This window comes from Mesorhizobium sp. M1D.F.Ca.ET.231.01.1.1 (assembly GCF_003999155.2).
Lineage (GTDB): Bacteria > Pseudomonadota > Alphaproteobacteria > Rhizobiales > Rhizobiaceae > Mesorhizobium.
In genome coordinates this window covers 102,867-127,697 of the sequence record NZ_RZOZ02000004.1, presented here as the reverse complement: position 1 = coordinate 127,697, position 24,831 = coordinate 102,867, and the positions used below count along the sequence as shown (strand labels likewise).

Sequence of the window (24,831 nt, the reverse complement as noted above, 5' to 3'; positions counted from 1 at the left end):
ATGGCCGCCATCCCGCGCAAAACGATACTGGAAAAATTCCGCAAGATGATCGCCGACGGCGTGCCGATCGTCGGCGGCGGCGCCGGCACCGGCCTGTCGGCCAAGGCAGAGGAAGCCGGCGGCATCGACCTCATCATCATCTACAACTCCGGCCGCTACCGCATGGCCGGGCGCGGCTCGGCCGCCGGCCTGCTCGCCTATGGCAACGCCAACGAGATCGTCAAGGAAATGGCTAGTGAGGTGCTGCCGGTGGTGAAGAAGACGCCTGTGCTGGCCGGCGTCAACGGCACCGACCCCTTCGTCATCATGCCGCTGCTGCTCGCCGAGCTGAAGACGATGGGTTTTTCCGGCGTGCAGAATTTTCCGACCGTCGGCCTGTTCGACGGCACCATGCGCCAGAGTTTTGAAGAGACCGGCATGGGTTTCGGCCTCGAGGTCGATATGATCGCGGAGGCGCACAAGCTCGACCTGCTGACCACGCCTTACGTCTTCAACCCCGACGAGGCGCGCGCCATGGCACGAGCCGACGCCGACATCGTTGTCGCCCATATGGGCGTGACGACCGGCGGCTCGATCGGCGCCACGTCGGCGAAGTCGCTCGATGCCTGCGTCAACGAGATCGACGCCATCGCCGACGCCGCGCGCTCGGTGCGCAAGGACGTCATCCTGCTCTGCCATGGCGGACCGATATCGATGCCCGACGATGCGCGCTACATCCTGGAGCGCTGCGAGGGTCTGCACGGCTTCTACGGCGCAAGCTCGATGGAGCGGCTGCCGGCGGAAGCGGCGATCGCGAGGCAGACGGCGGAGTTCAAGGCGGTCAAGATTGGCGGCTGAGTGGCCGTCGCGAACATCAGGGAGGGATGAGGCAATGGCCGACAGAGAGAAAGTGTTCGTCTACCCGAAGGACGTCAGCGCATTCGGCTTCGACTGGGGCAAGCTGGCCCTCACCGTCGCGCCCGAAGTGAACGGCGCGGAGCGCTTTTCCGGCGGCGTCGTCGACCTGCCGCCCGGCAAGGGCCACACCCGCCACAATCACCCGGGCGCGGAGGAGATCATCTTCGTCATCTCGGGCAACGGCGAACAGATGGTCGAGGACGAGAAGGGCAATCCAGTCGTCGCGAAGGTCGGCCCCGGCTGCACCATCTATGTTCCCGAGAGCCGCTTCCATTCGACGCTCAACACCGGCGACCAGCCGATGCAGCTCTTCGTCGTCTATTCGCCGGCGGGACCGGAACTGGCGCTGCGCGACCTGCCGGATTTCAGGCTGCTGCCGGCGGGCAAGTGAGGTTGTCGAAGTACTGGCTCGGCGCTAAAGCAATTCCAGGAAAAGTGTGAGCGGTTTTCCGTCCGGAATTGCGTAAAAACAAGGAGATAGGGCGTTTCGCCGTTTCCGTGAAACGGTGAAACGCACTAGGCGCCGAGACATCGGGGCTTACGCGCCGCCTCTGTTCCACCCCCGCCCGCGATCGCCGAACATGACGTAGCCCGTGTCGGTCACCGCGATCGTATCTTCCAGCTTGATGAAACCGCGCGTCGGGTGGAGCATGGTCGTCTCGACCGAAAGCACCATGTTCTTTTCCAGCGGCTTGGATGCATAGGTGCCTTCATAGGTGACCGGATGGTTGGTCATCAGGAACGGCGCCTCATGCGTGATCAGCCCCATGCCGTGGGCGAAGAAATCCGTATAGGGCGCTACCTTCGAGGCTTTCAGCACGCTCCCGGCATGCGCGATCACATCGCCGCCGAGCGTGCCTGCCCTGACTTTGGAAAAGGCCGCCTGCTGCACCGTTTCCACTTCGGCCAAAAGATCCTCCAGCTCGGCATCCGGCTCGCCGAGCACACCCATGCGGCAGAGGTCGCCGATATAGCCGTGATAGTTGCCGCCGGAATCGATCGACAGCACCTCGCCCTTCTTCCACGCCTGGCTCGAAGCGGCGCGGTTGTGGCTCGATCCCAGCGTCAGCAGGCAATATTCGAAATGCGCGCCGCGATTGGTCTCCTCGCGCCGCAGCTGCTCGATGATGTCCGCCTTGGTCGTGCCCTCGCGCGCCCAGGCGATCGTCGCCAGCATGGAATCGGTGATGAGCTCGGAGGCGATGCGCAACTGTTCGAGCTCGGCCTCGGTCTTGATCGCGCGCATGGTCTCCAGCATGCCGGTCGCGTCGACCAGCTTGGCGTCCGGCAGCGCCTTGCGGATCAGCGTATAGGCATCCGACGGCAGGAAGCTCGGCTCGATGCCGATACGGGCCGCGCCCTTGCCGATCTTCTGCAGATGCTCGACCGCAAGATTGGCGGCGTCGAGCGTGCCCCAGCAGGCGGCATGCAAGGTCGGCGTCCAGAACGGATGGTTCTGATGCTCGCCGCCTTCCATCTTGTTGCCGATATAGGCCGCGTGCTCCGGCCCGCCCTTCTCATAAAGCACGATCGGCAGGTAGCGGCTGTGGCCGATCGCATCCATCGCGGAAAAGAAGATGAACTTGTAGCCGCCGAGCAGGTATTGCGTGTTGTGCTTGGAGGTGGCGAAGAGCACGTCGATCCCGGCCTCCTCCATCAGCCGGTCCACCCGCGTCTGGTCGAACGGAATGCTGCTGATCTCGGTTTTGCCCGGAGCGACGTTCATCGAACTCTCCCTGATTTTCCCGGCCGCTCGAGCGGCCGATCTTCTTGAACTTTTTGGCTGTCGGCCAAATCTGCACCATTTTGTCTGCTCTGGTCCAGCCAGTATCCGGAGCGTCCGCCTGATGGCGGCCTACATAGCGGCTCTTGGCGGCCTTAAGCTCCCTATCTGGTCCTACCAGATTGTGGTAACGTTAGCCCGAACATAACTGGTCCAGCAGACGAAAATTTCAAAGCCAAGCCATCCTGCGCCAAAACCGTCTCTGGCGAAACCTTTGCCAAGGGCCATAATCCCGCCCATTCGAGGCCGCCCGCGCCCGGCACAGGTGAAGAGGGGAGTTTGAGCGATGTCCGAACTGACGATTTCACGCCGCGGCCTGCTGGCCGGCTCGGCGTTGCTCTTGGCATCGACGGCGTTGCCAACCATCGGCCGGGCGCAGGCGCCGAAGAAGGGCGGGCGATTGATCGTCGCCGCCGACTCCGAACCTCGCAATCTCAACCCGGCAATCGTCGCCTCCAACGGCGTCTTCTTCATTTCCAGCAAGGTTGTCGAGACGCTGGCCGAAGCCTCCTTCGACGGCAGGGATGGGCTTCAGCCGCGCCTCGCGCTTTCCTGGCAAGGTGCCGCCGACGGATTGTCGGTGACCTTCAAGCTGCGCGACGGCGTGAAGTGGCATGACGGCAAGCCCTTCACCTCCGCCGACGTCGCCTTTTCGGCGCTTGAGGTCTGGAAGCCGCTGCAGAATCTCGGTCGCACCGTGTTCAAGGATCTTGCCGCCGTCGACACGCCCGACGATTTGACCGCCGTCTTCAAATTCGCCAAGCCGACGCCGTTCCAGCTGATCCGCAACGCGCTGCCCGCGCTGTCGAGCGTCGTGCCGAAACATGTTTATGAGAGCGGCAAGATCGAGGACAACCCGGCCAACAATGCGCCGGTCGGCACCGGTCCGTTCAAATTCGCCGAATACAAGGCCGGCCAGTACTACCGGCTCGCGAAGAACGCAGACTATTGGGGCAAGGACGAACCCTATCTCGACGAGATCGTCTACCAGGTGCTCCCCGATCGCACCTCGGCGGCGGCCGCGCTCGAAGCGGAAGAAATCCAGCTTGCCGCCCTCTCCGCCGTGCCGCTCGCCGACCTCGATCGCATCTCAAAGGTGCCTGGCCTGAAGGTCGTCACCAAGGGCTATGAGGGGCTGACCTATCAGCTCGTCGTCGAGATCAACCACCGCCGCAAGGAACTGGCCGACCTGAAAGTGCGCCAGGCGATCGCGCATGCCGTCGACAAGGACTTCGTCGTCAAGACGATCTTCCTCGGCTACGCCGCGACCGCGACCGGCCCGGTGCCGAAGAACGATCCGCAATTCTACACCGCCGATGTCCCGATCTATCCGTTCGACGTCGCCAAGGCCAACGACCTGCTCGACGAGGCCGGCTACAGGCGGGCCGACGACGGCAAGCGGTTTGCGCTGAAACTGTTGCCGGCGCCCTATTTCAACGAGACGAAACAGTTCGGCGATTATCTTCGCCAGGCGCTGGCCGCTATCGGCATCGACGCCGAGATCGTCAACAACGATTCCGCCGCCCATATCAAGGCCGTCTACACCGACCATGCCTTCGACCTCGCCGTCGGCCCGCCGGTGTTCCGCGGCGACCCCGCGATCTCGACCACCATCCTGGTGCAGAGCGGCATTCCCGACGGCGTGCCCTTCTCCAACCAGGGCGGCTACAAGAATGCCGACCTCGACGCGCTGATCGTCAAGGCATCGGAGACGCTCGACACATCAGCCCGCACCGAGCTTTACAAGGAATTCCAGAAGAAGGTGGCGGCGGATCTGCCGCTGATCAACGTCGCCGAATGGAGCTTCATTTCCGTCGCCCGCGACACCGTCGGCAACATCGCCAACAATCCGCGCTGGGCTGTGTCCAACTGGGCGGACACTTTTTTGGCGGGCTGATCTCGCGCTTGCCGATTGACGGTTCGGGTGCTCAGCTTTGAGAATGAGAGTTCCTTCGCGCCCCCCTCTGTCCTGCCGGACATCTCCCCCACAAGGGGGGAGATTGGCAGTTTCGCCCCCGACGCTCTTCCCGCAACGGTGGAGATTAGCGAAACCCGCGATGACAGCTGATCTCCCCCCAAGTGGGGGAGATGGCCGGCAGGCCAGAGGGGGGCGCCGTAGAGCTCGACGTCCAAGGCTTGGCCCTCATATGGCTTCGCCATGACCCGTGCCCTCACCCTCCTCCGCCGCCGTCTCGTCGGCAGTGTCTTCGTCCTCCTCATCGTCGTCATCGGCAGCTTCCTGCTGCTTGAAGCCGCTCCCGGCGACGCGGTCGACGCCTACATCGTCTCGACCGGCGGCGATGCCGGCATGATCGAACTGCTGCGCCACCGCTGGGGCCTCGACCAATCCGAACTGACGCGGCTCGCCAACTACCTTTGGGCGCTGTTGCATCTCGATCTCGGCCGGTCCGTCACCTTCTCGCGGCCGATCCGCGACGTCATCCTGGAGCGCCTGCCGACCACGCTCATCCTGATGGGGAGCGCCACAGCGCTGTCCTTCGGTCTCGGCTCGGCGCTCGGCATCTATGCAGGTGCTGCGCCCGGCAGCTTCCGCGACCGCTTCCTGTCGATCGGTTCGCTGGCGCTCTACGCGGTGCCCGGCTTCTGGCTCGGCCTGGTGCTCATCGTCGTCTTCGCCGTCGACCTGCGCTGGCTGCCGATCGGCGGCATCGAGACCATCGCTTCCGGCAAAACCGGGCTGGCGCGGGCCGCCGACATCGCCACCCATCTCGTGCTGCCGGTGTCGGCGCTCGGCTTCATCTATCTCGCGCTCTATCTGCGCATGATGCGCGCCGGCATGGCCGAGGCCTGGCGACAGGATTTTATCCTTGCCGCCCGCGCCAGGGGTCTCCCGCGCCGCCGCATCGTGCTTGCGCATGTTGCCCGCAACGCGCTCCTGCCTCTGGTCACCATGCTCGGCCTGCAATCTGCGCAGATGCTGGGCGGCAGCGTCGTCATCGAAAGCGTCTTTGCCGTGCCAGGCCTCGGCCGCTTGGCGCAGGAAGCCGTCGCCGGACGCGACACGCCGCTGCTGCTCGGCATCATCCTGGTGAGCGCGGTTCTGGTCATCGTCATCAATCTCGTGGTCGACCTCACCTACGCCTTCCTCGATCCGCGCCTCGGCGCAGGCGAGGCAGGCGCATGAACCGACTGCTTCGTTTCTTCCGCACGCCGGAGGCGATCGCCGGCGCGCTCATCCTCGCCTTGCTCATCGCCATGGCGCTGGCGGCGCCGTTGCTTTTTCCGGGCGATCCGCAGTCGATTGCCGGCCCGGCGCTGCTGCCGCCATTCCAGGAATGGTCGCTGCCGCTCGGCACCGACCGGCTCGGCCGCGACGTGCTGGCCGAGCTCTTCCATGGCGCCCGCACCTCGCTGGCCGTCGGTCTGGCGGTGGCGGCCGCGGCGCTTCTGATCGGCGCGGTTGTCGGCACGCTGGCCGGCTTCGCGGGAGGCCTGATCGACGAGGTGCTGATGCGCATCACCGATGCCTTCCAGACCGTGCCGAGTTTCCTTCTGGCGCTGGCCTTCGTCAGCATCGTCGGCCCCTCGCTCGGCGTCGTCGTCGGAGCAATAGCGCTGGGCGCATGGACCGGTCCTGGGCGCGTTGCTCGCGCGGAAGTGCTGTCAATCCGCGAGCGCGATTATGTCGCCGGCGCCCGCGTCATCGGCATGCATCCGCTGGAAATTGCCTTCCGAGAGGTGCTGCCAAACGCTCTGCCGCCGGTGCTGGCGCTGTCCTCGGTGATCATCGCGGCGGCGATCCTCACCGAGGCGGCACTTTCCTTCCTTGGCCTCGGCGACCCCAACCGTGTCACCTGGGGCGGCATGATCGCCGAAGGCCGCGCCGTGCTGCGCACCGCGCCATATCTGTCGATTTTTCCCGGCATCGCGCTGGTGCTGACCGTGCTCGGCGTCTACCTCGCCGGCGAAGGCTTGGTGGAAAGCACGGCGGTGCGCCGGAGCCTGTCGTGACGACGCTGCTCTCGATCCGCGATCTTTCGGTGCGATATCGCCGCGACGGCGTGGAGGTGGCGGCGCTGAAAGGCATCAGCCTGGACGTCGAGGCGGGCGAGCGTCTCGCGATCATCGGCGAAAGCGGCTCCGGCAAGAGCACGCTGGCGCTGGCGGTGGCGGGGCTGTTGGCGGGAGGTGCCGGGATTGGCGGTTCGATTGAGTGGTCAGCAAGCCAACTACAAACGTCTCGCTCCTTCGCCGTAGAACGCCGACCATCTGCCATTAGAGCAAGCTATACTCCCCTCCTTGGCCGCGACATCGGCTTCGTCTTCCAGGACCCCTCCTCCAGCCTTGACCCGGTCATGCCGGTCGGCAAGCAGATCGCCGAGGTCGCCCGCACGCATCTCGGCTTGACCTGGCCGCAAGCCTACGCCGGGACCAAGACCCTGCTCGACCGCGTCCGCCTGCCGGAGGCCGCCCTGCATGCCTACCCGCACCAGCTTTCCGGCGGTCAGAAGCAACGCGTCGCGATCGCCGCGGCAATCGCCGCCGGGCCGAGGCTGTTGATCGCCGACGAAGCGACCAGCGCGCTCGACACCATCGTGCAGGCCGAGATCGTCGCCCTGATCCGCCGGTTGGTTGCCGAGGACGGCATGACGCTGCTGTTCATCAGCCACGACATCGCGCTCGCCGCCACGCTTGCCGAGCGCATCGCCGTGCTGCGCCATGGCGAGCTGGTCGAACTTGGCGAGACAGAAGAAACCATCAACGAGCCGCGCCACGCCTATACGCGCGCCCTCCTCGATGCCCATCTCGGCCTCGATGCTGAACCGCTGCTCGACAAGCAAGGCGCCCCGGCATGAGCCTGCTCGCGGTCTCCAGCCTGGCCAAGCGCTACCGCCGCGGCGGCAAGCCTTTTCCCGCTGTCGATGATGTCTCATTCGAGATCGGGCCGGCCGAGACGCTGGCGTTGGCCGGCCCATCGGGCAGCGGCAAGTCGACGATCGCGCGGCTGGTGCTGCGGCTGATCGCGCCCGACGCCGGCCGCATCGAATTCGAAGGCGCGGATTTCCTCGCGCTGTCGGGCGCCGCGCTGCGCGCGCGCCGCGCCCGCCTCCAGATGGTGTTCCAGGATCCGCTCGCCGCCTTCAATCCGCGCGCCACCGTGGCTCGCATCCTGGACGATCCGTTGCGCATCCATGGGCTTGCCTCGCGCACCGAGCGACCACGGCGTATCGCGGCGCTGCTGGAGCGCGTCGGCCTCGATGCCGGCATTGCCGGGCGCGCCATCCACGAGATTTCCGGCGGTCAGCGCCAGCGCGTGGCAATCGCCCGCGCCATCGCCACGAAACCCTCGCTGATCGTGCTCGACGAAGCCGTCTCGGCGCTCGACGTCTCGGTGCGCGGGCAGATCCTGGAATTGCTGCTCGACCTGCAAAGACAGGAACGGATCGCCTATCTTTTCATTTCGCATGATCTCGGCGTCATCCGCGCCGTCGCGCACCGCATCGTCATTCTCGACGCCGGCCGGATCGCCGAAAGCGGCGATGCCCGCGCCGTCATCGCCAACCCGCAATCGGCGATCGGCAATGCGCTGGTGGCAGCGACGCCCAGATTGACCAGGAACACAACGCCATGACCGATCCGACAGCCCGAGCCGAAAAACTGTCGCGCGAGCTCGACTCCGCCTTCCGCAACCGGGCCGATCTCTACCGTCTCTTGCTCGACGAGCTGACCGCCGAGATGGGCGCCGAAAAGGCCGAAGCGGTTATGATCCGCACCATCGAAAAACGCGGCCGGGAGGTCGCGGCGGCAGCTTTCACCGATTTCGGCCCCAATGATGCGCCGGCGATCGGCGAGGCCTTCCTCGCCGTCAGCCCGGACGACGGCCGCATGTACCCGACCCATGTCGAGCGCGGACCGGACCGCATCGCTTTCAAGGTGAAACGTTGCCCGTTGAAGGATGCCTGGATCGAGGCCGGCGTCGGTGACGAAAAGCTCGCCACGCTCTGCCGCATTGCCGGCGCCTTCGATCGCGGCCTGTTCGAGGCGACCGGCGTGCGCTTCGCCAATGTCACCTGGACGCCCGGCCACGGCTCCGGCTGCTGCCACATCGCGCTGACTAACAGAGACGCGACCTAACCATGCGGCTGCAGGGCTGTGCGGGCGATCTTCCAGGCGGATTCGACATGCCGCCGCGCCGCCGCTTCCGCCTCTTCGGGCTTGCGCGCCCGGATTGCATCCATGATTGCGTTCATCTCGGCGATCGCCGGCTCACGCCGGTTCGCCGAGGCGATTGTCATCGAACGCAACTGGTTGATGCGCACGTTGAGCCCGCTGACGATCTCCCAAGCGACACGCTTGTCGGCGGCCTCGAACAGCGCTTCGTAGAACTTCGTCGTGGCGCGCATCACCGCCGGCGGCTTGCCCGAGGCCCAGGCTTCGAAGAGCTCGCCGAGCGCACGCTCCAGTATCGCCAGCTGCCCATTGGTTGCCGATAGCGCGCAAGCGCGGGCCGCGATCCCTTCGAGCAGCGCTCTCAGTTCATAGATCTCGTCGGTGCGGCCAGGATCCGGCCGTGCCACCGCCGGCCCGTGACCGGGGATCATCTGAACGAGCCCCTCGGCCTCCAGCTGCCGCAAAACCTCACGTACAACCGAGCGGCTGACGCCGAGCTGATCGCACAGCGGCCGCTCGACCAGCCTTTCGCCGGGCTGGAAATGAAAATCCATGATGGCTTCGCGCATGCGTTCGAGAGCCAATGTTCTCAAGGTCTTGGCGCTGCGATCGATGCGAAGCGTATCGTCCTGCATGTCATTGCTCCCTGCGCCGCCACGAAAACAGATTCGATAGCCGATTGACAAGGTATTTGGTGCTCCATAGTATGGTATACCATAAGACGACGCAGGAAAGGCGCTTCTCGCGAGGCGCCGCCCGACAGAGGTTTTTCATGCAGCCGGCCATTCGCAAGATCGTCACCTACACCGAGAACACGCTAATCGAGGGCGGCAAGGCAGCGCCACGGCCGCTGCGCCTGATCGGTGTCGCCGCCGTGCTGGCGAACCCTTGGGCGGGACGGGGTTTCACCGAGGATCTTTCGCCCGAGATCCGCGCTTGTGCGCCGGTGCTCGGAGAGACCCTGACGCGCGAGATCATCGCAGCCGCCGGCTCGGGCGAGGCGATCGAAGGTTACGGCAAAGCCGCCATCTGCGGCACCTCGGGCGAGATCGAGCACGCCTCGGCCCTCATCCACACGCTGCATTTCGGCAACCACTACCGTCGCGCCGTCGGCGCCAAGACCTATCTTGCCTTCACCAATCTGCGCGGCGGGCCAAACACGCCGATCATGATCCCGCTGATGGACAAGAACGACGCGGGGCGGCGCTCGCATTACCTGACCGTGCATTTCCAGATAGGCGATGCGCCCGCGCCGGACGAGCTGGTCGTGGCGCTTGGCGCGTCCATCGGCGGCCGCCCGCATCACCGCATCGGCGACCGCTACCAGGACCTCAAGGAGCTCGGGGACCTGCATGGCTGACACCGTCGCCCCTGAATGGACCCGGGCCACCGCGCCCGACGGCACCAGCTTCCTTCGTGCCGGATCGGGCGCGCCGGTGCTTTTCATTCACGGTGTCGGCATGAACGCGGCGATCTGGCAGCCGCAGTTCGAGCGCATGGTTGGCCGCTTCGACGTTATCGCCATCGATATGCTTGGCCACGGCGGGTCGCCGCTGCCGCCGCAGGCTCCGGAGTTGGCCGACTATGCCTGGCAGGCGGTCCGGCTGCTCGATCATCTCGGTCTCGAAAGCGTGTCGGTCGTCGGTCACTCGATGGGCGCGCTTGTCGCGCAGGAGCTTGCGCTGCTTGCGCCGCAGCGCGTCGGCCGCATCGTCTCGCTCAACGCCGTGTTTCGCCGCCCGCCCGAGCTCGCCGAAGCCGTTCGCGAGCGCGCTGCGGCGCTCACCGGTCGCGGCGACGCGGCAGGTGCCGCGCAGACCATCGCGCGCTGGTTCGGCGATCCGGTTCCGGCTGAGCTCATGGTGGCGGCCGGGAAGACGGCGGCCGCCTTGAGCGAGGTCGACCCCGAAGGCTATGCCCGCACCTACCGGCTGTTCGCCCGCGCCGACAGCGACCACGCCGACCTCCTGCGCACGCTGGCCGTGCCCGCCTTGTTCATGACCGGTTCGCAGGACAGGAACTCCTCGCCGGCAATGTCGGCCGCCATGGCCAGACTCGCGCCGCAAGGGCGCTGCACCGTGCTCTCCAGCCAAAGGCACATGATGGCGGTGGCAGCACCCGATCTGACCACGCGCCACATCGTCGACTTCCTCAGCGAAGGTGAAAGCATAGGCCAAAGCGATGAACCGGCAGCAGACGGCAGCTTCGACAGCGGCGAGTTCCGCCGCGCGCTGGGCTCCTTCCTGACCGGCGTCACCATCGTCACCACCATCGGTCCGGAAGGCGAGCCGCGCGGCTTCACCGCCAATTCCTTCACCTCGGTATCGCTCGACCCGCCGCTGGTGCTCGTCTGCGTCGCCCACAAGGCGCTCGGCCACCCGGTGTTCGCGACATCGAAAAGCTTCGCCATCAATGTGCTCAGCGAAGACCAGAAGGCAGCCTCCGGCATCTTCGCATCGAAGGCGGCGGATAAGTTCGCTTCCGTCGTGTGGCAACCGGGGCAGACCGGCAGTCCGGTTCTCGACGGCTCCGTCGCCTTCTTCGACTGCGACTTGGAGCGGCTGGTCGAGGCAGGCGACCATTCGATCCTCATCGGCCGCGTTCGCGCCTTCCAGCAAAACTCCGCGCAACCCCTTGGCTATTGCCGCGGCGCCTACGTCACGCCCGGCCTGAGCCAGGAGGCGCTGGCCGCCGCCCAACCCGGCACCGATGTCGGCGCCATCCTCGAAAACGGCGGGCGCATCCTGTTCCTGGAAACGCCGGACGGCTTCCTCGAACTGCCGCGCGGCCGGGGATTGGGCTCGGCAAGCGACGGCAAGAGCCTCAACGGGCTTCTGGCCGCAAAGGCCATCGAAGCGCAACTCGGCTTCCTTTACGCCGTCTGGGACGATGCTGGAAATCAATCGCGCACGCATGTCTACTATCGCGGCACGTTCGACGTGCCGGCCTCCAGTGATCGCGGCATCCGGTTGATCGACATCGACACGATCGACGGCTTGAAGATCGCCGATCCGGCCATCCGCTCGATGCTCGCCCGTTACGTGCGCGAATGCACCGAGGACGCGTTCGGCGTCTATGTCGGCAACGAGGTCGAAGGCGAGGTGCGGCCGCTCGCTCGATCCGATGCCGCTTCGCTCAGTACAGGTGACCAGGGATGAAGTTCTCGCTTTTCGTGCACATGGAACGCTCGGATCTCGACAAGCCGCATTCGCAGCTTCTGGACGAGTTGGGAGAGCTGGTGCTACTCGCCGAGGAGGCAGGCTTCGAGACGGCGTGGATCGGCGAGCATCACGGGATGGAGTTCACCATCTCGCCCAATCCATTCATCAATATCGCCTATCTGGCGGCAAAGACGACCCGCATCCGCCTCGGCACCGGAACAATCATCGCGCCCTTCTGGCACCCGATCAAGCTTGCGGGCGAGGCGGCGATGACCGACATCATCACCGGCGGCCGGTTGGATGTCGGCATCGCGCGCGGCGCCTACAGCTACGAATACCAGCGCGTCTTTCCAGGGCTCGACGCCTGGGGCGCCGGCCAGCGCATGCGCGAAATGATACCGGCGATCCGTGGCCTTTGGGATGGCGACTACGAGCACTCCGGCGAATTTTGGCAGTTCCCGCCGACCACCTCCTCGCCCAAGCCCCTGCAGAAACCCTATCCGCCGATCTGGGTGGCGGCACGCGACCCGAACTCGCACGACTTCGCGGTCGCCAACAGGTGCAAGGTGCAGGTGACGCCGCTGGCGTCCGGTGACGACGAGGTCGCGAGCCTGATGCAGCGCTTCAACACGGCCTGCGCCGCCCATCCCGACATCGCGCGCCCGGAGATCATGCTCTTGATGCACACATTCGTCGCCGCGGACGCAGCCGAATCCGATCGCCTCAGCCAGGATCTGTCGAGCTTCTACTGTCAGTTCGGCGCCTGGTTCCAGAACAAGAAGCCGGTGCACCAGGGCGTGTTGGAGCCGCTCACCGCCGACGAGATTGCCGCCATGCCGCAATATGCGGCGGACAAGATGCGCCAGAACCTGGTGATCGGCGAAGCGGACGAAGTGATCGCGCGGCTGAAAGCCTATGAGGCGCTCGGCTACGACCAGTATTCGATCTGGATCGACAGCGGCCTTTCGCACGAACGTAAGAAGAAATCGCTGCAACTGTTCATCGACCGGGTGAAGCCGGCCTTCCTCTGATCGCGAGCCCATGACCGACGCTCTCTTCAGGAACTTCATCGACGGCCGTTTCGACGAGCCGTCCGCGACCTTCGACAGCATCGACCCGTCGACCGGCGCGCCATGGGCGAAGATGCCGGCGGCGTCCGAAGCCGATGTCGACCGCGCCGTTGAGGCGGCGCACCGCGCGCTGCGCTCGGGTCCGTGGCGGACGATGACGGCAACCGCGCGCGGAAAGCTGCTGGTGAAACTCGGCGACCTCGTCGCCGCCAATGCAGCGCGCCTGGCCGAGCTGGAGACGCGCGACACCGGCAAGATCATCCGCGAGACCCGCGCCCAGATCGCCTATGTCGGCGACTACTACCGCTACTATGGCGGGCTTGCCGACAAGCACGAAGGCGCGCATGTGCCGATCGACAAGGCAGACCTCGACGTCACCATCCGCCGCGAGCCGATCGGCGTCGTCGCCGCGGTGGTGCCATGGAACTCGCAGCTCTTCCTATCGGCCGTCAAGCTCGGCCCGGCGCTTGCGGCGGGCTGCACGGTGGTGCTCAAGGCCTCCGAGGACGGTCCGGCGCCGCTGCTCGCCTTCGCCGAGCTCGTTCACGAAGCCGGCTTTCCAGCCGGCGCTGTCAACATCCTCACCGGCTTCGGCCAGGACTGCGGGCGGCGCCTGACCAGCCACCCGCTTGTCTCGCGCGTCGCCTTCACCGGCGGCCCGTCGACGGCCCGCGCGATCGTCAGGAACACGGCGGAGAACCTCGCCTGCACAACCCTTGAACTGGGCGGAAAGAGCCCCGTCGTTGTCTTCGCCGATGCCGATCTCGACAGCGCCGCCAATGCCGTCGTCGCCGGCATCTTCGCTGCGACGGGACAGAGCTGCGTCGCCGGTTCGCGGCTGCTGATCGAGCGTTCGGTGAAGGATGATTTTCTTGGCCGCCTGAAGGGCAAGGCCGAAGCGATCCGCATCGGCGACCCGCAGGACCCGGCCACCGAAATGGGGCCTTTAGCCACGCCGCGCCAGCGCGACTGGATCGAGAAGGTGGTGGCCGAGAGCCTTGCTGCAGGCGGCACGCTGGTCACCGGCGGGACGCGGCCGGGCATCGGCGGCGGCGGCTTCTATTACGCGCCGACCATCATCGATGCCGGCAATACCGACCTGCCCTGCGTGCGCGAGGAACTGTTTGGCCCGGTGCTGAGCGTGCTTTCCTTCGACACCGAGGCCGAGGCGCTGGCGCTTGCCAACGACACGCCCTTTGGCCTCGCCTCCGGCGTCTTCACCTCAAATCTCGGCAAGGCGCACCGCATGGCGCGCGACATCCATGCCGGCGTCGTCTGGGTCAACACCTACCGTGCCGTGTCGCCGCTCGTTCCCTTCGGCGGCTACGGCCTGTCGGGCCTCGGCCGCGAGGGCGGGCTCGACGCCATCAGAGACTACACGCGCTCGAAATCCGTTTGGATCAAGACCTCGGACGAGCCGATCCCCGATCCCTTCGTCATGCGCTGAGAACGCCATGACGAGGGTGCACTGACAAGAACAAGAAACGGAACAGCGAAATCAGAGGAGAATGACATGAAACTGATCTTAGCCGGCGTCCTCGCCGGGCTGCTGGCGGCGACCGCCGCCAAGGCCGATGAAATGGTGTTCACCAGCTGGGGCGGCACCACGCAGGAAGCGCAGACCAAGTCCTGGGCGGAGCCATTCACGGCGAGCTCCGGCATCAAGGTGCTGCAGGACGGCCCGACCGATTACGGCAAGCTGAAGGCCATGGTCGACGCCAAGAACGTCACCTGGGATGTCGTCGACGTGGAGATGGACTTCGCCATCAAGGCGGCCAAGGACGGGCTGCTCGAGCCGATCGACTTCGCCGTCGTGCCCAAGGACGCCCTCGACCCGCGCTTCAGCAACGAACATGCGGTCGGCAGCTTTTACTATTCCTTCGTGCTTGCCTGGAACAAAGGCGCCGTTTCGGGCGAACCGACAAGCTGGGCCGACATGTTCGACACGAAGAAGTTTCCCGGCAAACGAACCTTCTACAAATGGTCGGCGCCGGGCGTGATCGAGATCGCCCTGTTGGCTGACGGCGTGCCGGCCGACAAGCTCTACCCGCTCGACCTCGAGCGCGCCTTCAAGAAGCTCGACACGATCAAGTCGGACATCGTCTGGTGGGGCGGCGGCGCGGAATCGCAGCAGCTGATCGCCTCTGGCGAAGCCGCCTTCGGCCAGCTCTGGAACGGCCGCGTCTTCGCGCTGGAGAAGGACGGCGCCGATGTCGGCGTCTCGTGGAACCAGAACCTCACCGCCGCCGACGTTCTCGTCGTGCCGAAGGGCGCCAAGAACAAGGACGGCGCGATGAAGTTCCTCGCTGCCGCGACCAGCCCGACAGGCCAGGCGAAATTCGCCGAGGCAAGCGGCTACGCGCCGATCAACACCAAGGCCAAGGCCGAGATGCCAGCGGACGTGGTCAAGGGCCTGCCGGACGCGCATGTCGACGGCCAGATCAACCTCGACATGAGCTACTGGGCCGAGCATCGCGACGAGATCGCCACGCGCTGGTACGCCTGGCAGACCAAATAGCCGCCACGACAGGAGCGGGGCGCGCTAACTGCGCCCCGTTTGAAGGACGGGACGTTCCATGACGGGAACTGCTTTCAGACGCCGGTCTCGTGCCGGCTTGCCGGCCGGCAGCGCCGGCGCCCTGCCAGCGCTCACCCTGGTCGGCCTGTTCTTCATCGTGCCGGTCGTCGCCTTGCTGCTGCGCAGCGTCACCGATCCCGAGCCGGGTCTGCAGAACTACGCCGCCCTTTTTGGCAGCGGCACCTATGTGCGGGTGTTCCTCAACACCTTCCTGGTCGCCGCCGTCGTCACTGTCGTGACCATCGTCGTTGCGTTTCCGGTCGCATGGATGCTGGCGATCATGCCGCCGGCGCTCGGCTCGATCGTCTTCGGCATCATCATCCTGTCGATGTGGACCAACCTTCTCACCCGCACCTATGCGTGGATGGTGCTGCTGCAGCGCACCGGGGTCATCAACAGGGCGCTGATGGGGCTCGGCGTCATCCATGAGCCGCTGCCGCTCATCAACAACCTGACCGGCGTCACCATCGGCATGGTCTACATCATGCTGCCCTTCATGATCCTGCCGCTGGTTGGCACGCTGCGCGCCATCGACCCGATGACGCTGCGCGCCGCCGCCCTGTGCGGCGCGAGCCCGTTTCAAGCGTTCCGCCGCATTCTCCTGCCGCTGTCGCTTCCCGGCATAGGCGCCGGCGGGCTGATGGTCTTCGTCATGTCGCTCGGCTATTTCGTCACGCCTGCCCTGCTCGGCGGCACGTCGAACATGATGCTGGCCGAAATGATCGCACAGACGGTGCAGTCGCTGCTCAACTGGGGACTCGGAAGCGCGGCCGCCTTCGTGCTGCTTGTCGTCACCATGGCGCTCTATGCGATCCAGCTTCGCATTGTCGGCGCCAGGCGTCCGGCCGGAGGGCTCTGAGATGCTTCTCGATTACGACCGGCTCGGTTGGCTGCGTGCGGGGCTTGCCGGCTTCACCGCGCTGGTCGCCGCTTTCCTCCTGCTGCCGGTGGTCTTCATAATCCTTTTGTCGTTCGGCTCGTCGCGTTGGCTGGCCTTTCCGCCACCCGGCTGGACGTTGAAATGGTATCGGGAATTGCTTGCCGATCCGGCCTGGATCGAAGCGGCATTGACGAGCGCCCGCATCGCGGCGATGGCCGCCATCCTGTCGGTGCTGATCGGCTTGCTCGCCTCCTTCAGCCTGGTCAGGGGTGAATTTCGCGGACGGCATTTGCTGCGCGGCCTCCTGCTCACACCGATGGTGCTGCCGGTGGTGGTTTTCGCCATCGCCATCTACGCCCTCTTCCTGCGCATCGGGCTCGCCGGCACCACGATCGGCTTCGTCATCGCCCACACCATCCTGGCGCTGCCCTTCGCCATCATTCCGATCGCCACCGCGCTCGAAGGCTTCGACAAATCCATCGAGGATGCGGCGATCGTTTGCGGGGCAAGCCCGCTGCAGGCAAGGCTCAGGATCACCCTGCCCTCGATCCGCATCGGCATCTTCTCGGCGGCGATCTTTTCCTTTCTCGCCTCGTGGGACGAGGTGGTGGTGGCGATCTTCATGGCGAGCCCGATCCTGCAGACCTTGCCGGTGAAGATCTGGGGCAGCCTGCGCGCTGATTTGAGCCCTGTCGTCGCCGCCGCCTCCAGCCTGCTCGTCGGCCTGACGCTCGCCCTGATGATCGTGACCGCACTCCTTCGCAGAAAACTATCGAGATGACCCGGCCATTCCTGTCCATCCGCGCGGTAAGGAAGGCGTTTGGCGCCTTCGTCGCCGTCCATGACGTCACCATCGACGTGCCCAAGGGCGAATTCCTGACCTTTCTCGGGCCGTCCGGATCCGGCAAGTCGACGACGCTCTACGCGATCGCCGGCTTCCAGGACCCGACATCGGGCGATGTGCTCCTGGAAGACAAGTCGCTGCTCTCGGTGCCGTCGCACAAGCGCAACATCGGCATGGTCTTCCAGCGCTACACGCTGTTCCCGCATCTCAGCGTCGCCGAGAACGTAGCCTTTCCGCTGCGGGTGCGTCGCCGGCCGGATGCCGAAGTGAAGCGCAAGGTCGCCGACATGCTGGCGCTGGTGCGCCTGGAAAAATTCGCCGACCGCCATCCGGGCGCGCTGTCCGGCGGCCAGCAGCAGCGGGTGGCGCTTGCCCGCGCGCTCGCCTACGATCCGCCGATCCTGTTGATGGACGAGCCGCTGTCGGCGCTCGACAAGAAATTGCGCCAGGAAATCCAGGCCGAGATCCGACGAATCCACCGCGAGACAGGCGTCACTATCCTCTATGTCACGCACGACCAGGAAGAGGCGCTGCATCTTTCCGACCGCATCGCCCTGTTCAAGGACGGCCGTATCGAGCAGATCGGCACCGGCGAGGATCTGTATTTGCGGCCCGCGAGCGAGTTTGTCGCCGGCTTCATCGGCAACTCCAATTTCCTGCCCGCCGAGCATCTCGAAACCGAGAATGGCACGGCCAGCGTGCGGCTGGCCGACGGCTCGATCGTCAAGGGCGTCAAGGCGACACACAAGCTCGATCGCGGCCAGAAGGCCAGGCTGATGGTGCGGCCGGAAGCATTGCGCCTGACGCCCGTGCCGGGCAACGCATCCCTTGCCGTCGAGATCGTCGATGCCGCCTTCTTTGGCGACCGGCGGCGTGTCGTGGCGCGTACCGCGTCAGGGGACGAGATCGATGTCAGGCCGACATCGGACAGTGCGGAGTCAGACGGTGCCAACGCCGCGTCGAGCCGGCAAATCTTCTTCGATCCCGCTTCGGCATTCCTGTTTCCGGGCTGACACCACCTGCCTGCGGCAGTTCCGTCAGTCGCCGGCGAAGACGTGCAATTCCGCGGCCGCCTCGTCGATCGCGGCGCGCATTTCGACCGCCGGTTCGCTATCGGTGACGACATCGGAAATATCGCTCAGCGCGCAGACGCGTTCGAGGCTGTTGCGACCAAACTTGTCGTTGGTGACGACAAGCATCGTCGACAGCGACCGCGCCATCATCGCGCGCTTCACCGCCGCCGCGCCCGAGACCATGTCGCTCGGCCCCTCGGCATTGACGGCCGAGGCGCCGATGATGGCGACGTCGGCATTGTAGCGGCGCACGAATTCGACCGTGTCCTCGCCGAGCACGCTGGCCTCGCGGCCGTCATAGGTGCCGGGGCAAAGGATGACGCGGAAGCTCGGATTGGCGCCGGCGACCGAGGCGATGCCGACCGAGTTGGTGATGACAGTCAGGTCCCGCCTCAATTGGGCGATGTTGCGCGCAACCTCGTAGGTCGTCGAGCCGCCGTCGATCATCACGATGCGGCCGTTCTCGATCAGGCCGGCCGCGCCGCGTCCGATGCGGGCGCGCTCCTCGGTCAACATCAGGCCGCGTTCGGCGATCACGGGTTCCGACGTCATCAGCGCAATCGTCGCGCCGCCATAGGTGCGGTTGATCAACCCCGCCTCACCAAGCTCGATGAGATCGCGGCGGATGGTCTCGCCGGCGACGCCGATGCGCCGGGCAAGCTTCGAAATGCGGATCGATGCCGAGCGCCGGACCTCCGACAGGATCAGCTCATGTCGCTCCTTCTTCGTCAGCCGTCCAGGCTCGATGTTCATCGCTCTTCCTTACCGGGATCGCGGCCCCGGCGTGAGGACATTAGCCACGCCGAGGCCGGGAAAGCCAGCCCAGGGTCTGTTGAGAATCAGGTCAGGCCGGCCTCACCTGAATATCGACAGACCTAATGCCTCAAGCGATCGCGCATCGCGTACCATAGCATGCCGAGCACATAGAGCGGCCCGCGCAGCGCCGTGCCGCCGGGGAACGGCAGGGGCGTCAGCGTCGAGAACAGGTCGAGCCGCGAGGCATCGCCCGTGATCGCTTCCGCCAGCAGTTTGCCCGACAGCGTCGACAGGATGACGCCCTTGCCGGAATAGCCATGCGCGAAATAGACCTCGCCGTAGTGCGCGACATGCGGCAGGCGCGACGTCGTCACCGACACCAGCCCGCCCCAGGCGAGATCGATGCGGCAGCCCCTGAGCTGCGGAAAGGTCTTTTCCACATGCGGCCGCACGAAGCCGGCGATGTCGGCCGGCGGCGAAGGCGTGTAGCGTTCGCCGCCGCCGAACAGCAGGCGGCCGTCCGCCGACATGCGGTAATAGTTGACCACGAAAAGCGTGTCCGAAACCGCGACATTGGACGGGATGACGTTGCGCTCGCCCAAAGGCTCGGTGGCGACGATGTAGTTGCCGATCGGCATGATGCGGCTGTTGACGCGCGGCTCGAGCCCTGTGAGCAGCGCATCGCCGGCCAGCACGACATGCCGGGCGCGGACCGAGCCCTTGTCGGTGAAGACGCGGATGGACGGCTCGCGTTCGAGACGCACCGCAACCGAGTTCTCGTGAATGGTGACGCCGGCGGCGGACGCGGCGCGCGCGAGCCCCAGCGTGTAGTTCAGCGGATGCATATGGCCGCCGAGCCTCTCGAAGACCGCCCCCTGATAGGGGGTGTCCACCTTCTGCCGCGCCTGCGCCGCCGAGAGGATCTCGATATCCGTAAAGTTCATCACCTTGGCGAGGCATTCTGCTTCTTCCTCGAAGTCGCGGATGTCCGAGCCGTTGACTGCGCCGACCAGATGGCCGGTCAGCCGCAGATCGCAATCAATGCCATGGCGCTCTATGATGTCGAGCACCAGCCCGCGCGCCTCGAAGGCGAGGTCGAACAGCGCCTTGGCCCGTTCCGGACCGAACGCCTTGACCAGTCCCTTGGCGCCCTTGCGCAGGCCGGGGATCATCTGGCCCCCATTGCGCCCGGATGCGCCCCAGCCGATCCTGCCGCCTTCGAGCAGCACCACCTTCAGTCCGCGCTCGGCGGCATGAAGCGCCGCCGACAGGCCGGTGCAGCCGCCGCCGACGACGACAAGGTCGGCCTCGACATCGCCGATGAGCGCCGGATGGTCCGGCGCCGGATTGGCGGTGGCGACATAGTAGGACTTGGCGATATCGAGACCGGAATTGAAACCCGTGGAAGCCATGGTCACACCTTGAGCAGCAGATGGTCGCGTTCCCACGACGTCACCACGGTCTGGAACAGGTCGAGCTCGACGCTCTTCACCCGCAGATAGGTCTGAAAGAAATCCTCGCCGAGCAGCGCCCGCACCGGTTCGCAGGCGGCGAAGCGGTCGAGCGCTTCCTCCATGGTTTTCGGCAGCGTGCTCTTGCTGCGATAGGCGTTGCCGAAGGCTTCGGCGGAGCGGGCAAGCTTCTCCTCGATGCCGAGATAGCCGGCGATCAGCGAGCCGGCCATGGCGAGATACGGATTGGCGTCTGCGCCGGGCAGCCGGTTCTCCACCCGCCGGGCCGCGCGCCCGCCCATCGGCACGCGCAGACCGCAGGAGCGGTTGTCGTGCGACCACTCGACATTGGCCGGCGCACTGTGGCCCGGCCGGATGCGGCGATATGAATTCACGTTGGGCGCGAACAGCGGCATCACCTGCGGAATATATTTCTGCAGCCGCCGATGAACTGGCTGAACATCTGCGTATCGTCGCCGTCGCTTCCGGCAAACAGGGGGTCGCCCCTCTCGTCGACGATCGACATGTGCAGATGCATCGAGCTGCCGGCCTGGGCCGCGATCGGCTTGGCCATGAAGGTGGCGTGCATGCCGCTCGCCTGTGCCACTTGCCGCGCCAGGCGCTTGAACAAAAGCACCTTGTCGGCCAGCGCCAGCGGATCGCCATGCAGGAAGTTGATCTCGAGCTGCGCGGTGCCGGATTCATGGATCAGCGTGTCGAGCGGCAGGCTGGCGGCCGCGGCGTGGTCGTAGAGGCGTCGCGTCACCTCTTCGAACTCCTCCAGCGCCTGCATGTCGTAAGGATGCTGCACGCTTTCCGGCCGGCCGTTGCGCCCGACAGGCGCGGTCACGGGCCGGTCCGGGTCGGGATTGGGCGCGGTGAGATAGAATTCGATCTCCGGCGCCATCACCGCGCGCCAGCCGCGCCGGCGATAGAGGTCGAGCACGGCCCTCAGCATATGGCGCGGCGAGGCCATCCACGGCCGGTCGTCCATGTGAAAGGCGTCGGCGAAGACATAGGCCCTGCCGGCGGCGGGCGCGAGACTGAGCGTCGAAAGGTCGGGCACCATGCGCATGTCAGGGTCCTGGTAGGCGAACCCCTCATCGATGGAGCCGGAATAGCGGCCGTCGATGGCGACCAGGAAGGCGCTGCTCGGCAGGTAAAGCGCGCGGTCTTCGAGCGACTTGAGGAATTTCGCCGCCGGCAGGGCCTTGCCGCGCAGCACACCGTTGACGTCGGGCACGAGGCACTCGACCTCGTTTATTCCATGCGTTTTGAGCCAGCTTTGCGTGTCTGCGTTGCCGGAGAGGGAAGTGTCTTGTTTGTCAGGCATCGGTCATGTCCGTACGAAGGAGAGATCGCTTCGGCGGGCAAGTCCGTTTCGGTTTGAGCGTTGAATAAGCTAAATTGTCTGAATGACGGACGCCCGCCTGATGGCCGGCCCAGAGGCCGGATCGAGCGCGCCGCATACCCCCTCGGTCCAGCCGTCGCGAACGACATGCGAGCCGACCTTCGTCTCCTCCGCGCGCTGCAGGTTCTCGTGGCGGCAGCAGCGCATGATCAGCGGCGCCCTGCCCGCGCGAACGAAGTACCGCCGGCAACAAACGAATGCCTCGCGCGGTATCGCTGTTTTGCAGCCTGCATGACGGGTCTCATCAAGGTGGAGCCTATGGTTTGACCGATCCTGGCTGCCGGCGCAAGCCCGCACCGTTGAGACAGCTCAGCCGATGCTCTCGCCGCCGTCAACCACCAGCGCCTGGCCGGTCATGAAGGATGAGCGGTCGGAGACGAGGAACAGAATCGCCTCGGCGATCTCCTGCGCACTCGCCCAGCGCCCCATCGGGATCTTGGTGCGGACATAGTTCTCGATCGCGTCGCGTCCGCCCATCTGGGCGATGAACGGCTCGTTGAACGGCGTGTCCACCCAGCCCGGGCAGAGCGCGTTGATGCGCACATTGTGCTTTGCGTAGTCGAGCGACATCTGCCTGGTCATCGCCACCACGGCGTGCTTGGACGTGGCATAGGCGATCATCTCGCGGTCGTAGAAGACGCCGGAATTGGATGCGGTGTTGAGGATGACGCCGCCGCCCTGCGCGATCATCGTAGGCATGACGGTCTTCGCCGCGAGGAATTGGGCCCGCACATTGATCCGCCACGAGGCGTCCATGCCGTCGGTGCTGACTTCGGTCAGCGTGCCGCCGACCTGGATGCCGGCATGGCTATGCAGGATGTCGATCCGGCCATGCCTGCCGAGCGTTCCCGCGATCAAGCCCTCGACAGCCGTGTCGTCGCCGACATCGGTGGCGACCGCTTCGGCGCGGCCGCCGGCGTCGCGGATGCCGGACGCGGTGGCCTCGCCTGCCGTCGGGTCGCGGTCGGCGATCACCACGACCGCCCCTTCCCGCGCCATGATCATGGCCCCGGCGCGCCCGATGCCCGATCCGGCGCCCGTCACCACGGCGATGCGATCTTTCAAAATCATGGATCTGTCTTTCAAGGCGATGGTTTTCGTCGGCCGAGCTGCCATTGCGCGAGCAGGACGAGCAGGACCGAGGCGGCGAGCACGATCGTCGCGATGGCGTTGATCTCCGGCGTCACGCCGCGCCGGATCGAGGCAAAGACATAGATCGGCAGCGTCGTCTGCGCGCCGGCGACGAAGAAGGCGATGATGAAATCGTCGAAGGAGAAGGTGAAGGCGAGCAGGAAGCCGGCGATCACCGCCGGCATGATCTGCGGCAGCACGATCGAGCGGAACGTCGTCAGCGGCGTGGCGTAGAGATCGCTCGAGGCCTCGACCAGATTGCGGTCGAGGCTGCTGAGCCGCGTGCCGACGATCATCGTCACCAATGCCATAGAGAACAGGCCGTGCGCGGCGATGATCGAGCCATAGCCGAGCGCAAGCCGCGGCGGCTGGTCGGTCGGCCACAGCGAGGCGAGGAACGGATTGACGACGGCGAAAAGCTGCACCAGCGCCACCAGCGTCGAGATGCCGATGACCACGCCAGGCACCACGATCGCGGCGCCCAGCAGCGCATCGAAGAGCGCCCGCGTGCGTACGCCGACGCGCTGCAGCCCGAGCGCCGCGGCCGTGCCGCAGAAGGCCGCGAGCAGCGCGCTGGTGGTGGCGATGAACAGGCTGTTCTTGAGCGCCTCGACCAGGAACGGGTTCGACAGCGCCTTGCCGTACCACTGCACGGAAAAGCCGGTGAACTCGCTGGCATGGTGGCCGGCATTGAAGGAGAACAGCACGACCAGCGCGATCGGCAGATAAAGGAAGGCAAAGACGGCAACGACGAAGGCGCGCATCAGATCAGGTCCACCCGGCGTGCGCCGGAAAGCCGGGTCGAGATGCGATTGGCCGCGATCAGCACCACCACCGAGACCAGCACCAGCGTGATGGCGATGGCCGATCCGAACGGCCAGTTCCGCGACTGCAGAAAGAGGTCGACCAGCGCGTTGCCGATGAAGAACACCTTGCCGCCGCCGAGCAGCGTCGGGATCAGATATTCGCCGAGCAACAGGATCATCACCAGCGAGAAGCCGGTCATCACGCCGGGCAGCGACAGCCTGAGCGTCACGCCGATGAACGTCGACAGCGGCGCAGCACCCAGATCGGCGGACGCCTCCAGCAGCCGGCGGTCGAGCCGCTCGAGGCTGACATAGATCGGCAGGATCATCAGCGGCAGGTAGCCGTAGACGATGCCGAGAAGCACCGCGCCCGGCGTGTTGATCAGCCTGAGATCCTCGATACCGACATAGGCGAGCAGCGCCGGAATGCCGCGCCCGCCGAGGATATACATCCACGCATAGGTGCGCATCAAAAGGCTGGTCCAGAACGGGATGACGATCAGTGCGAGCAGGATCAGCCGCCAGCGCTGCGGGGCGCGCAAAGCAAGGTAGTAGGCAACCGGATAGGCGACGAGCAGGCAGGCGAGCGCCCCGATCGGCGCCAGCACCATGGTGTTCCAGAAGGCGGTCGCGCGCGCCGGCAGGTTGGCATATTGCGCGAAGGTGAGCGCGGCCTGATAGCCGCCCTCGGGCGCCCGCTCGCCAACGCTGAAGATGGCGATCGCGACAAAGGGCAAAACCAGGAAGACGACCAGCCACAGCGTCGCCGGGGCAAGCAGCAGCGCGGTCAGGAGATTTTTGTGAACGAGACTGCCGCGCATCGAGAAAGCCGCTTCAGTGCCGGCGGACAATCGTCCG

At 65.7% G+C, this 24,831-nt stretch carries 23 protein-coding genes and 1 pseudogene; 16 read left to right on the top strand and 8 right to left on the bottom strand.

Annotated features, from left to right (window positions below):
* On the top strand, positions 1–837 hold the full coding sequence (locus EN874_RS13145) for a phosphoenolpyruvate hydrolase family protein (RefSeq protein ID WP_127425120.1): 837 nt from the start codon (positions 1–3) through the stop codon (positions 835–837).
* Positions 838–871: 34 nt separating this feature from the next.
* Positions 872–1,288: a cupin domain-containing protein gene (locus EN874_RS13140; protein WP_127425119.1), complete on the top strand. Its 417-nt coding sequence runs from the start codon at positions 872–874 to the stop codon at positions 1,286–1,288.
* A gap of 147 nt (positions 1,289–1,435) precedes the next feature.
* Here the strand turns inward: EN874_RS13140 and EN874_RS13135 are convergent, their stop codons facing one another.
* Positions 1,436–2,623: a Xaa-Pro peptidase family protein gene (locus EN874_RS13135; RefSeq protein ID WP_127425118.1), complete on the bottom strand. Its 1,188-nt coding sequence runs from the start codon at positions 2,621–2,623 to the stop codon at positions 1,436–1,438.
* Between the two features lie 343 nt (positions 2,624–2,966).
* On the opposite strand from EN874_RS13135, the gene EN874_RS13130 reads away from it, so the two are divergent.
* The 6 genes from EN874_RS13130 (at position 2,967) to EN874_RS13100 (ending at position 8,776) form a co-directional block, all read left to right on the top strand.
* Complete coding sequence (locus EN874_RS13130) at positions 2,967–4,577, top strand: ABC transporter substrate-binding protein (protein ID WP_127425117.1); 1,611 nt, start codon at positions 2,967–2,969, stop codon at positions 4,575–4,577.
* A 261-nt stretch (positions 4,578–4,838) separates the two neighbouring features.
* Entirely contained in the window at positions 4,839–5,825 is a 987-nt protein-coding gene (locus tag EN874_RS13120) for an ABC transporter permease (protein ID WP_127425116.1), read from the top strand.
* Positions 5,822–6,652 carry an ABC transporter permease gene (locus tag EN874_RS13115; RefSeq protein WP_127425115.1) on the top strand — a complete coding sequence of 277 codons (831 nt, stop codon included), beginning with the start codon at positions 5,822–5,824 and terminating at the stop codon, positions 6,650–6,652. The genes EN874_RS13120 and EN874_RS13115 overlap by 4 nt, the downstream gene beginning before the upstream one ends.
* On the top strand, positions 6,649–7,497 hold the full coding sequence (locus tag EN874_RS13110) for an ABC transporter ATP-binding protein (protein ID WP_127425114.1): 849 nt from the start codon (positions 6,649–6,651) through the stop codon (positions 7,495–7,497). The genes EN874_RS13115 and EN874_RS13110 overlap by 4 nt, the downstream gene beginning before the upstream one ends.
* On the top strand, positions 7,494–8,273 hold the full coding sequence (locus tag EN874_RS13105) for an ATP-binding cassette domain-containing protein (protein WP_127425113.1): 780 nt from the start codon (positions 7,494–7,496) through the stop codon (positions 8,271–8,273). The genes EN874_RS13110 and EN874_RS13105 overlap by 4 nt, the downstream gene beginning before the upstream one ends.
* Positions 8,270–8,776 (top strand): L-2-amino-thiazoline-4-carboxylic acid hydrolase, encoded by a 507-nt coding sequence (locus EN874_RS13100; RefSeq protein WP_126087517.1) that lies wholly within the window; start codon positions 8,270–8,272, stop codon positions 8,774–8,776. The genes EN874_RS13105 and EN874_RS13100 overlap by 4 nt, the downstream gene beginning before the upstream one ends.
* Here the strand turns inward: EN874_RS13100 and EN874_RS13095 are convergent.
* Positions 8,773–9,447 carry a GntR family transcriptional regulator gene (locus tag EN874_RS13095; protein ID WP_127425112.1) on the bottom strand — a complete coding sequence of 225 codons (675 nt, stop codon included), beginning with the start codon at positions 9,445–9,447 and terminating at the stop codon, positions 8,773–8,775. The two genes, EN874_RS13100 and EN874_RS13095, sit on opposite strands and share 4 nt — an antisense overlap.
* Positions 9,448–9,584: 137 nt before the next feature.
* On the opposite strand from EN874_RS13095, the gene EN874_RS13090 reads away from it, so the two are divergent.
* From EN874_RS13090 to EN874_RS13055, 8 genes are all read left to right on the top strand, one after another.
* Complete coding sequence (locus EN874_RS13090; RefSeq protein WP_127425111.1) at positions 9,585–10,172, top strand: amino acid synthesis family protein; 588 nt, start codon at positions 9,585–9,587, stop codon at positions 10,170–10,172.
* The gene (locus EN874_RS13085) at positions 10,165–11,970 is read left to right on the top strand and encodes an alpha/beta fold hydrolase (protein WP_127425110.1); all 1,806 of its coding nucleotides are present in this window, start codon (positions 10,165–10,167) and stop codon (positions 11,968–11,970) included. The genes EN874_RS13090 and EN874_RS13085 overlap by 8 nt, the downstream gene beginning before the upstream one ends.
* Positions 11,967–13,004: an LLM class flavin-dependent oxidoreductase gene (locus EN874_RS13080; RefSeq protein ID WP_127425109.1), complete on the top strand. Its 1,038-nt coding sequence runs from the start codon at positions 11,967–11,969 to the stop codon at positions 13,002–13,004. The genes EN874_RS13085 and EN874_RS13080 overlap by 4 nt, the downstream gene beginning before the upstream one ends.
* Positions 13,005–13,014: 10 nt before the next feature.
* Positions 13,015–14,490 carry an aldehyde dehydrogenase gene (locus EN874_RS13075; protein ID WP_127425108.1) on the top strand — a complete coding sequence of 492 codons (1,476 nt, stop codon included), beginning with the start codon at positions 13,015–13,017 and terminating at the stop codon, positions 14,488–14,490.
* Positions 14,491–14,556: 66 nt separating this feature from the next.
* Complete coding sequence (locus tag EN874_RS13070) at positions 14,557–15,561, top strand: ABC transporter substrate-binding protein (RefSeq protein WP_127425107.1); 1,005 nt, start codon at positions 14,557–14,559, stop codon at positions 15,559–15,561.
* Between the two features lie 58 nt (positions 15,562–15,619).
* A complete protein-coding gene (locus EN874_RS13065) occupies positions 15,620–16,480 on the top strand; it encodes an ABC transporter permease (RefSeq protein WP_127425106.1) in 861 nt (286 codons plus the stop codon).
* Between the two features lies 1 nt (position 16,481).
* Positions 16,482–17,282 (top strand): ABC transporter permease, encoded by an 801-nt coding sequence (locus EN874_RS13060; protein ID WP_127425105.1) that lies wholly within the window; start codon positions 16,482–16,484, stop codon positions 17,280–17,282.
* Positions 17,279–18,358 (top strand): ABC transporter ATP-binding protein, encoded by a 1,080-nt coding sequence (locus EN874_RS13055; protein ID WP_127425104.1) that lies wholly within the window; start codon positions 17,279–17,281, stop codon positions 18,356–18,358. The genes EN874_RS13060 and EN874_RS13055 overlap by 4 nt, the downstream gene beginning before the upstream one ends.
* 24 nt (positions 18,359–18,382) lie before the next feature.
* On the opposite strand, the gene EN874_RS13050 is transcribed toward EN874_RS13055, so the two are convergent.
* The 6 genes and pseudogenes from EN874_RS13050 to EN874_RS13025 all read right to left on the bottom strand — a co-directional run bounded on the left by EN874_RS13050 (position 18,383) and on the right by EN874_RS13025 (position 24,794).
* Positions 18,383–19,171, bottom strand: a complete 789-nt coding sequence (locus EN874_RS13050; RefSeq protein WP_245513553.1) for a DeoR/GlpR family DNA-binding transcription regulator — start codon at positions 19,169–19,171, stop codon at positions 18,383–18,385.
* Positions 19,172–19,293: 122 nt separating this feature from the next.
* Positions 19,294–20,586: an FAD-binding oxidoreductase gene (locus tag EN874_RS13045; RefSeq protein WP_168247479.1), complete on the bottom strand. Its 1,293-nt coding sequence runs from the start codon at positions 20,584–20,586 to the stop codon at positions 19,294–19,296.
* Positions 20,587–20,588: 2 nt separating this feature from the next.
* Positions 20,589–21,958: pseudogene (locus tag EN874_RS13040) on the bottom strand (glutamine synthetase family protein).
* A 387-nt stretch (positions 21,959–22,345) separates the two neighbouring features.
* The gene (locus EN874_RS13035; RefSeq protein ID WP_127425102.1) at positions 22,346–23,107 is read right to left on the bottom strand and encodes a glucose 1-dehydrogenase; all 762 of its coding nucleotides are present in this window, start codon (positions 23,105–23,107) and stop codon (positions 22,346–22,348) included.
* A gap of 11 nt (positions 23,108–23,118) precedes the next feature.
* Entirely contained in the window at positions 23,119–23,931 is an 813-nt protein-coding gene (locus EN874_RS13030; protein ID WP_126087504.1) for an ABC transporter permease, read from the bottom strand.
* On the bottom strand, positions 23,931–24,794 hold the full coding sequence (locus tag EN874_RS13025) for an ABC transporter permease (protein WP_126087503.1): 864 nt from the start codon (positions 24,792–24,794) through the stop codon (positions 23,931–23,933). Before EN874_RS13025 ends, EN874_RS13030 begins: the two co-directional genes overlap by 1 nt.
* Positions 24,795–24,831 lie beyond the last annotated feature (37 nt).

Coding starts and splice junctions, on each gene's coding strand:
- EN874_RS13145 (WP_127425120.1), top strand. CDS start 1: ATGGCCGCCATCCCGCGCAAAACGATACTGGAAAAATTCCGCAAGATG.
- EN874_RS13140 (WP_127425119.1), top strand. CDS start 872: ATGGCCGACAGAGAGAAAGTGTTCGTCTACCCGAAGGACGTCAGCGCA.
- EN874_RS13135 (WP_127425118.1), bottom strand. CDS start 2,623: ATGAACGTCGCTCCGGGCAAAACCGAGATCAGCAGCATTCCGTTCGAC.
- EN874_RS13130 (WP_127425117.1), top strand. CDS start 2,967: ATGTCCGAACTGACGATTTCACGCCGCGGCCTGCTGGCCGGCTCGGCG.
- EN874_RS13120 (WP_127425116.1), top strand. CDS start 4,839: ATGACCCGTGCCCTCACCCTCCTCCGCCGCCGTCTCGTCGGCAGTGTC.
- EN874_RS13115 (WP_127425115.1), top strand. CDS start 5,822: ATGAACCGACTGCTTCGTTTCTTCCGCACGCCGGAGGCGATCGCCGGC.
- EN874_RS13105 (WP_127425113.1), top strand. CDS start 7,494: ATGAGCCTGCTCGCGGTCTCCAGCCTGGCCAAGCGCTACCGCCGCGGC.
- EN874_RS13100 (WP_126087517.1), top strand. CDS start 8,270: ATGACCGATCCGACAGCCCGAGCCGAAAAACTGTCGCGCGAGCTCGAC.
- EN874_RS13095 (WP_127425112.1), bottom strand. CDS start 9,447: ATGCAGGACGATACGCTTCGCATCGATCGCAGCGCCAAGACCTTGAGA.
- EN874_RS13090 (WP_127425111.1), top strand. CDS start 9,585: ATGCAGCCGGCCATTCGCAAGATCGTCACCTACACCGAGAACACGCTA.
- EN874_RS13085 (WP_127425110.1), top strand. CDS start 10,165: ATGGCTGACACCGTCGCCCCTGAATGGACCCGGGCCACCGCGCCCGAC.
- EN874_RS13080 (WP_127425109.1), top strand. CDS start 11,967: ATGAAGTTCTCGCTTTTCGTGCACATGGAACGCTCGGATCTCGACAAG.
- EN874_RS13075 (WP_127425108.1), top strand. CDS start 13,015: ATGACCGACGCTCTCTTCAGGAACTTCATCGACGGCCGTTTCGACGAG.
- EN874_RS13070 (WP_127425107.1), top strand. CDS start 14,557: ATGAAACTGATCTTAGCCGGCGTCCTCGCCGGGCTGCTGGCGGCGACC.
- EN874_RS13065 (WP_127425106.1), top strand. CDS start 15,620: ATGACGGGAACTGCTTTCAGACGCCGGTCTCGTGCCGGCTTGCCGGCC.
- EN874_RS13060 (WP_127425105.1), top strand. CDS start 16,482: ATGCTTCTCGATTACGACCGGCTCGGTTGGCTGCGTGCGGGGCTTGCC.
- EN874_RS13055 (WP_127425104.1), top strand. CDS start 17,279: ATGACCCGGCCATTCCTGTCCATCCGCGCGGTAAGGAAGGCGTTTGGC.
- EN874_RS13050 (WP_245513553.1), bottom strand. CDS start 19,171: ATGAACATCGAGCCTGGACGGCTGACGAAGAAGGAGCGACATGAGCTG.
- EN874_RS13045 (WP_168247479.1), bottom strand. CDS start 20,586: ATGGCTTCCACGGGTTTCAATTCCGGTCTCGATATCGCCAAGTCCTAC.
- EN874_RS13035 (WP_127425102.1), bottom strand. CDS start 23,107: ATGATTTTGAAAGATCGCATCGCCGTGGTGACGGGCGCCGGATCGGGC.
- EN874_RS13030 (WP_126087504.1), bottom strand. CDS start 23,931: ATGCGCGCCTTCGTCGTTGCCGTCTTTGCCTTCCTTTATCTGCCGATC.
- EN874_RS13025 (WP_126087503.1), bottom strand. CDS start 24,794: ATGCGCGGCAGTCTCGTTCACAAAAATCTCCTGACCGCGCTGCTGCTT.